We start from the raw sequence: 8,367 nt of genomic DNA, 5'->3' as shown, positions 1-8,367 counted from the left end.
TTGAACAAGACTGGCCCCAGCATCAAGTTTTTCAATTGCATCTGCCGCAGAATGAATCCCGCCAACACCAATAATAGGAAAAGATCGGTTTGATTTTTCTGAAAGATAGCGAATGACTTCTGTCGAGCGCTTGGTCAAGGGAGCTCCACTCACCCCTCCCATTTCTTTAACCAAATTTTCATCACTTTGAAGGCCCTCTCTAGATATCGTAGTATTTGTTGCAATGACACCAGCAATACCCGTTTCTTGAACAATTTCAACAATATCATCCAATTGACTATTTGTCAAATCTGGAGCAATTTTAAGAAGAATAGGTTTCTTATTTAATTTTCGTTTATTCAATTCCTCGAGCGTATTTAAAATATGTTTCAGAGGCTCCTTTTCCTGCAGATCACGAAGTCCAGGAGTATTTGGAGAACTGACATTGACAACAAAATAATCAACATAATCAAAAAGTGCATTGAAACAATAAATATAATCATCTACCGCCTGTTCATTTGGAGTGATTTTATTTTTACCGATATTTCCACCGATTAAAAGTCCTTTACGATCTTCAGTAGCTAAATGTTTAAGACGATTAGCCGCAACGTCAACACCTTGGTTATTAAAACCCATACGATTGATTAATGCCTTATCAGGAATTAAACGAAACATCCGTGGTTGATCATTTCCTGGTTGAGGTCGTGGCGTTACAGTACCAATTTCAATAAAACCAAAACCAAAATTGGCCATATCAGTGATGTATTCGGCATTTTTATCAAAGCCTGCAGCCAATCCTACAGGATTTTTAAATTTAAGGCCAAATACTTCGCGAGCCAAATTCGGATTTTCATAGGTATACAGACTGCTTAATAATTTTTTAGCACCCCAGATTTTTGAAAACATTTTTAATCCCCCAGTCACCGTATGATGAGCAGATTCAGGATCCATTGAAAAGAAAATAGGTTTTACCAACTTGTACATATGCACAAAGGTAGGCAAAGAAGAAGAAATTTCATTACTTTTGCAATCGAAATGATATCAATAAATAACTTAACATTCGAAATAGGCTCTCGCGCATTGTATGATGAGGCCAACTGGCATATTAAACCTGGAGATAAGGTAGGTCTAATTGGAGCCAACGGTACCGGTAAATCTACTTTGTTGCGATTGATCGTAGGACAGTATACGCCTACTTCAGGAAGTATATCGATGGCAAAGGACTTAAAAATTGGTTACCTAAATCAAGATTTATTATCTTATCATTCTGATAAAAGTATTTTACATGTAGCAATGGAGGCGTTTGAGCGCCAAAATCAATTACATACTGAAATAGAAAACTTACTCCAAAAATTAGAAACAGACTATTCTGACGATATTCTAAATAAATTAAGTGACAAGCAGATGGAATTCGAAGCTTTAGATGGCTATAGTATCGAATTTAGGGCTCACGAAATTTTAGCGGGTTTAGGTTTTTCAGAAGATGAGCAGAAACGTCCGTTAGCGACCTTCTCCGGTGGATGGCGCATGCGTGTCATGCTGGCAAGAATCTTATTGCAGACTCCAGACATTTTATTGCTGGATGAGCCTACCAACCATATGGATTTACCTTCTATTAAATGGCTGGAAAATTACTTGCAAGGCTTTGAAGGTGCTATCGTCATCGTCTCACACGACAGGTACTTCTTAGACCGTATTATTAAAAAAACGGTAGAATCCCGCAAAGGTAAATTAACGCTGTACGCTGGTAATTACAGTTTTTATTTGGAAGAGAAAGCACTAAGAGGTGAAATTCAAGCTGGTCAATTCAAAAATCAGCAAGCTAAAATCAAACAAGAAGAACGTTTGATCGAACGTTTCCGTGCGAAAGCCTCAAAAGCAAAGATGGCACAATCCCGTATTAAGGCTTTGGATCGAATGGAAAGAGTGGAAGATGTTGATGATGATAACCCAACGGTAAACTTTAGCTTTAAATTTTCAAAACCATCGGGAAGACATGTTGTTACCTTAGAAAATGTATCGAAATCTTATCCAAACCTCGAAATTTTAAGAAATACGGAGGGGATCATTGAAAAAGGTGATAAAATAGCCTTGATCGGTGCCAATGGTAAAGGTAAATCGACCTTGTTGCGTATTGTGGCAGGTGCAGATACGGAGTATGAAGGGAAATCTGAACATGGCCACAATGTATTGCAAACGTTCTTTGCACAGCATCAATTGGAAGCCCTGCATCTGGAAAACAGCATAATAGCAGAGATGCAAGCTTTTGCGCCCAAACATACAGAAACCGAATTACGTTCAATCTTAGGCTGTTTTCTATTTTCCGGTGATGACGCATTCAAAAAGATCAAAGTTCTGTCTGGAGGCGAAAAATCACGTGTTGCACTAGCAAAAGCATTAACAGCTGATGCTAACTTCTTGGCACTAGATGAGCCTACCAATCACTTGGATATGCAATCGGTTAATATTTTGATTCAAGCGCTTCAACAATTTGAAGGTACCCTGATTGTCGTTTCTCACGATCGTTACTTTCTGGATAATGTTGCGAACAAAATATGGTATATTGAAGATAAAGAAATTAAAGAATACCCAGGTACATACCAAGAATTTGAAGAGTGGAATTCAAAACGTGTGATCAAACCTGAAGAAAAAAAGGTCGAGAAAAAAGTTGTAGCAGAAGAACCTAAAAAAGTCAAAGCTGCTCCTTCTGAAGATAAATTCAAACTGATCAGCAAAAAGAATAAAGAATTAGCGGCACTAGAGGTTAAAGTAGCTGAAAAAGAAGTTCTTCTAAAAACACTGGAAACAGAATTAGCAAAAGAAGAGATCTATTCCAACGCGATCAAATTACAAGAACATACGCGTAATTATAATTCCTCTAAAGCAGAATTAGAACAATTGCAAAAAAATTGGGAAGATTTAGCTGAAGAAATTATGGAATTGGAAGATTAATTACACTCACTTTATTAGAAAGGTATACAATAGGCAGGCTTATTGTATACCTTTTTTTATTATGAAAGAATTGTGAAAATAAACTGGATCGAAAATATCTTATACCCGAAAGTATTTTTAAGTAGAAGGAAAGCCACAAAGTATTTCCAAGGAAAAACTATTTTAATCACCGGAGCAAGTGAAGGTATTGGAAAAGCCTGTGCAATACTTCTTTCCAAATTCCATGCACATCTCATCTTAGTGGCTCGATCGCAAGAAAAATTAGAAGAAGTAAAAGCAATTGCTACCCAAAACAATTCCACTGCGTGCATCTACGTTACAGATCTATATCAAGAACAACAAATAGATCAACTTATTGAATATATTCATGCAAGACAGATGAAGGTAGATATATTTATTTCTAACGCAGGTAAATCGATTCATCGTAGCTTAACAAAATCCTTGCCGCGCTACCATGATTTTACAAGAACCAACATGCTGAATTATTTGGCTCCAGTGAAATTGACATTAGCACTTACTCCTATTCTATCACAGCAAAAAGGTCAGATTATTAATATTTCTGCGCTAAATGTTTTGCTCCCACCTGCACCACACTGGGCTGCATACCAGGCATCAAAAACAGCATTTGATCAATATTGCCGATCAAACCAATCTGAATGGAAAAAAATGAATGTAAAGCTAAAGACAGTCTACTTACCATTGGTAAAAACAGAAATGATAGCGCCTAACGATCGTTATAAAACTTCCTGCCATGCAAAGTAGTGAAGCAGCCTTACGTATTATAAAACTCATCTTAGGTACTGATAGTTATTCTAGGCCATGGTGGTCTCCCTTTCCTATAACAATCGGATTTTTTATTCGAAAAATATGGGATAAATTTTAACCATATTCCTATGAGATTACGACAAAAAATTGATTTCGCTATTCAAGTATTTAAATCCATCCTATATACGTTTCAATCAGGTGTTAATTTATTTTCTTTATTGAAATCAATTCGGAAAGCAAAAGATTCCTACTTAAATGATGGTAATCGTACCATAACTTACGCAGCTCTGTATGATGAAACCTGTCTTACGATTGAAAAATTAAAAATAGTACCCAAAAACAAGCTATCTTCCCGAGTCATTCTCATCGCAGACAACAGTTTCAATTTTATTAGCTATCTATTTGCCCTTTCCGCACTTTCAAAAGAGGTAATTATCATGAGTTCCCAATTATCCGATCTCCAATTAGAGAAAATTTTGGAAAATTATCCCCAAGTTCTAATGCTAACAGATAACAAAGATCGATTAGAAAATCTACGTACAAAGTCTTTGATCTATTCTTTTGCGGAAATTAATGCATGCGTCATCAATAAAGTCTCTCATAAAATAAGACGAAACAATGGTAAAATAACAATTTTAAGTACAGGTTCTTCAAATATTCCAAAACCCATTGAACGTAAACTCAATATCTCAAAAATATGGAGTCCATTTACAGAATTAATTTCAAAACTTGGGCTACTTAACTATTCCTCTACTTTCATTACAGTTCCATTTTATCACGGTTATGGTCTTGCAAGTTTGATTTTAGCACTATTTTTAAAGCACAACCTACACTTCACCACAAAATTTAGCGCTAATGCATTACTCAATTCACGAACAACAGAATAGACTGTTTGGTTCTTTTACCTTCTATGATTCCCAAATTCATTGAAATAGATCAAAATGCACTGGGCCTGTTCCGATGCATTATTTCCGGAGCAGATAAACTAGAAGCAACATGGGTATCATGTATTCTAAATCAATATACCGAGACGAACATATATAATCTCTATGGAACCACAGAATTGGGAATCTGCAGCATTGCTACCCACACTGATTTAACAAACAATAACAATACGATTGGCCGATTTCTAAAAGGTATCGAATACCACTTGCAAGCAGATCAGCAGCTCAAAATAAGATGTCCATGGATACACGATCTGTCTAAAAATCAATATGTAAGTACTGGAGATCGCATACACCAGGATAAAAACGGATTTTTATATTATCTTGGCAGAACAAACTCTTCATTTAATATTGGCGGAGAAATTATTCATTTTAGTGAATTAGAAGAAAAAATAAACAGTTATGAATCTGTTGCCAAAACTAGAATTCTCGTATCTAAAAATGAAATGATGATAAGCGAATTGAATTTAGAACTTACCTTAAAAAAAGATTCGGCATTTAATGAAGCAGAATTTAGAAAATGGCTCAATAGGACATTCCCTAAATACTTGCAACCAAAGTCCCTTCACTACAACGATAATTAATCCGTTCGGCTACAATAAAAAACCCTCAACACAGCACATCTATTACCACCTATATATCAACAAATTAAAGATATATTTGTAAATAAAAAATTAAGATTAATTATAATAAAATTCCTTAATCGGCTCAAAATGGATGAGTCTTTCATTGAATTTATTAATGTTCTCCATCTTACCAGATAAGTCATAGATCACAGCCAATTCACCACCTAGCTTTTCAATAGTTTTCCGATTGAATTTCACCTTAAATTTTAGAGCCTCATTTTCGAAATTCGTAACCTGTTCAAAGTCACAATCCATAAATCGTACATGCACGGTACGAATTAAATAATACCGCGATAGCATCAATTCAATTTCCTGAAATAAGGATAAGATAATAACCATGAAGAAAGTAAAAAACATTGCTAATTTTGTTTCTCCTATTCCCGAGATCATACCTAACCCTGCTGTTGACCATATCACGGCGGAAGTCGTTAAACCTTTTACCGACAGTTTTCCTTTAAAAATAACACCCGCACCGATAAAACCAATACCAGTAACGATATTAGCGGCAATACGATCATCACTCCCATTGCCACCCATCATTTTTGAAACAACAGTAAAAACAGCTGAACCAAAACAGATCAAAACAATCGTTCTAAATCCAGCTGCTTTATTTCTATATTCCCGCTCAAAACCTATTATAGCGCCACAAAATATGGCAACCAGCACATTCCAGATGTATTGATTATCAAAGAAATTCAACAAAGAGTCCATAATTGACGAACGTATTATAAATATGCATAAGTAATACCATCACCACCACGGTCCTGATGTTCGTCTTCAAATCGGGAAATATGGCTGTATTTTCTTAAATAATCACGGATAAACTTTCGTAGAATACCATCCCCTTTACCATGGATAATTTTTAAAGAAGGGTACCCGATCATCACTGCTCTATCCAATACTTTCTCCAACTCATACAGCGCATCTTCGGTGCGCATACCGCGAAGATCAATCTCAGGATTGAAATCAGCTACAGCATGTGCAGAAAGTGTCTTAGATCCAGCTTTTGCTGCTTTCTTCAAATCTTTACCCGCTAACTTGATAACATTTTTGCGCTTCTGCACCGTTCTCAGTTCACCCATTGCTAGAATAAGATTGTTTTTTGCAACCTCTAATACAACAGCCTCATTTTCCGAATCGATAATCTTTACCCAATCGCCAACAGCAATTTCCTCTGTTAAATCAGCGGTAGCAATAGGTTTCTTCTCGATCTTTTTATCCTTAGGTAGTATGGTCGAGAATGAACGATCCAAATTGGCGCGAATTTCCTTAGTCTTTTCTTTATCAGCCTGAGCAGACTTAATCTCTGCTACTGTATTTTCAATTAATTTATTAGAGTTTTTTAAGAGTATCTGGGCTTCTTCCTTTGCTTTTTTGAGAATTGTCTTTTTATTCTCCTCCAAATAAGATTGTAAATCCTCGTATTCAGATTTTATGCGGATCAATTCCTTTTCTCGTCTTGTTATAGCAGCTTTTGTATCAAATATTTCCTTCTTTTCGCGCTCCAGATCTACCAAAAGCGTATCTACTTTTTTCTGATGGTTTCCAACCTTCTGTTTTGCTAAATGAATAATCTCTTTATTCAATCCAATTTTTGCGCAATTTCAAAGGCGTAAGAACTCCCCGGTTTTCCGATCTGCAAGATATAGAGCGGTTTCATGGCGACATTATCAAAAAGCATCGAAGCATTTTCTAAACCAGGTGTTTGATTTGCAAATACTTTCAGGTTCGAATAGTGCGTCGTCACCACACCGCGAATGTTCTTTTTATTTAAAGTTTCCAAAACAGCCTCAGCAATTGGTCCTCCAAATAATGGATCAGTACCCGTACCAAACTCATCAATTAATATAAGCGTTCGAGCATTCGCAAACTCTGTAAAATACTTCATCTTAGAAAGATGAGCACTATAAGTACTTAAATCACTCTCTATCGACTGATCATCACCAATATCTGCAAAAATTTGCTTATAAATCCCCATTTTGGAGTGCGCATCAGCGGGTATTAACAATCCGGATTGCAACATGAGCTGCATCAATCCTACTGTTTTCATACAGACAGATTTACCTCCAGCATTAGGTCCTGACACCACGATAACCCGCTGTACATCGTCGATCTTGATATTTAGAGGAACGATTGTCCCGCGGTCGTGCCCAGCATTTAGTGTCAGTAAAGGATGCCGCGCATTCACTAAATTTATTTCAGCCTCTTTGGATAATTCAGGCATTTCCGCCTCAATATCTAAAGCAAAAAGTGCCTTCGATCGAACAAAATCTACCTTAGTAAGTAAGCCATCATACGAAAGCATCAACGGTATATGCGGTCTCAATTTGGTTGTTAACTCGACTAAAATACGTATAATCTCACGTCGTCTTTCAAACTCCAAATCTCTAACCTTATTGTTCAGGTGAAATACTTCTTCAGGCTCTATGTAAGCAGTTTGTCCCGTAGCAGATTCATCATGAATCAGTCCTTTTACTTTACGTTTATTCTCAGCTAAGATAGGAATACAAAGACGGCCGTCTCGAATAGTCAAATTACCGTCAGCTGTCCATCCACTGTTCTGCGCGCTTTTAAAAATGATATCAATTCTTTTACGTGCTTCCTGTTCTGCTTTCAAGATGCTTTGAGAGAGATCAAGCAACAGGCGTGAAGCATTGTGCTTCATTTTACCCCGATCATCAATGATCATTTCAATATCACGGATAATCTGCTTTTCAATAGGAAGATGTTCAAACAGTAATTCTAAATTAGGATACTGCCCTTCCCGATCATTGAAATATCGGATGATAGCATAAACAGTTTTCAACGAAAGAAGCACACGATGAAACTCCTCCTCCATTAAAAAGGCGCCTTCGACTTTAGCTTTTTCAACTAAAGCACGAATAGGATATAAATGATCAACTGGCAAAGCATCATCAGTTGTTAATAAATCTTTAAATTCATTCGTTTGACGTAAAAACTTGTCTATCTGATCAAATCGGGTTTGTGGCTGTATCTTATCAACCAAATTACGCCCCGACTCACTGATACATTTTTGTTTTATCAATTCCTTAATCTCGGCAAAACCGAGCTTATCACTTGCGTTATTAGGATAAATCATG

General features: G+C 36.4%; 6 protein-coding genes and 1 pseudogene. 4 read left to right on the top strand and 3 right to left on the bottom strand.

The features are described from left to right. Positions 1-963, bottom strand: a 963-nt coding sequence (locus tag L950_RS12370) for a quinone-dependent dihydroorotate dehydrogenase (RefSeq protein WP_021190499.1), incomplete at its 3' end; no start/stop codon positions are given. 51 nt (positions 964-1,014) lie between these two features. Here L950_RS12370 and L950_RS12365 point away from each other — a divergent pair. The 4 genes from L950_RS12365 to L950_RS12350 all read left to right on the top strand — a co-directional run bounded on the left by L950_RS12365 (position 1,015) and on the right by L950_RS12350 (position 5,224). Then, the gene (locus L950_RS12365) at positions 1,015-2,931 is read left to right on the top strand and encodes an ABC-F family ATP-binding cassette domain-containing protein (RefSeq protein ID WP_031288573.1); all 1,917 of its coding nucleotides are present in this window, start codon (positions 1,015-1,017) and stop codon (positions 2,929-2,931) included. 72 nt (positions 2,932-3,003) lie between these two features. Next, the gene (locus L950_RS12360; RefSeq protein WP_197086409.1) at positions 3,004-3,693 is read left to right on the top strand and encodes an SDR family NAD(P)-dependent oxidoreductase; all 690 of its coding nucleotides are present in this window, start codon (positions 3,004-3,006) and stop codon (positions 3,691-3,693) included. A gap of 131 nt (positions 3,694-3,824) precedes the next feature. Then, positions 3,825-4,583 (top strand): hypothetical protein, encoded by a 759-nt coding sequence (locus L950_RS12355; protein WP_031288570.1) that lies wholly within the window; start codon positions 3,825-3,827, stop codon positions 4,581-4,583. A 23-nt stretch (positions 4,584-4,606) separates the two neighbouring features. Further along, positions 4,607-5,224, top strand: a complete 618-nt coding sequence (locus L950_RS12350; protein ID WP_031288568.1) for a hypothetical protein — start codon at positions 4,607-4,609, stop codon at positions 5,222-5,224. Positions 5,225-5,320: 96 nt separating this feature from the next. Here the strand turns inward: L950_RS12350 and L950_RS12345 are convergent, their stop codons facing one another. Next, positions 5,321-5,977: an MgtC/SapB family protein gene (locus L950_RS12345; protein ID WP_021190497.1), complete on the bottom strand. Its 657-nt coding sequence runs from the start codon at positions 5,975-5,977 to the stop codon at positions 5,321-5,323. A 14-nt stretch (positions 5,978-5,991) separates the two neighbouring features. Beyond that, positions 5,992-8,366, bottom strand: a pseudogene (locus L950_RS12340) (endonuclease MutS2). Position 8,367 lies beyond the last annotated feature (1 nt).

Origin of the sequence: Sphingobacterium sp. IITKGP-BTPF85 (assembly GCF_001006065.1) — a bacterium.
In the GTDB taxonomy this organism is placed as follows: domain Bacteria; phylum Bacteroidota; class Bacteroidia; order Sphingobacteriales; family Sphingobacteriaceae; genus Sphingobacterium; species Sphingobacterium anhuiense.
Note: the sequence above shows the minus strand (reverse complement) of the source record. Positions and strands in the feature narration are given on the sequence as shown.

Excerpts from the sequence above, each read along its gene's own strand:
- L950_RS12365 (WP_031288573.1), top strand. The coding sequence starts at position 1,015 with ATGATATCAATAAATAACTTAACATTCGAAATAGGCTCTCGCGCATTG.
- L950_RS12355 (WP_031288570.1), top strand. The coding sequence starts at position 3,825 with ATGAGATTACGACAAAAAATTGATTTCGCTATTCAAGTATTTAAATCC.
- L950_RS12350 (WP_031288568.1), top strand. The coding sequence starts at position 4,607 with ATGATTCCCAAATTCATTGAAATAGATCAAAATGCACTGGGCCTGTTC.
- L950_RS12345 (WP_021190497.1), bottom strand. The coding sequence starts at position 5,977 with ATGGACTCTTTGTTGAATTTCTTTGATAATCAATACATCTGGAATGTG.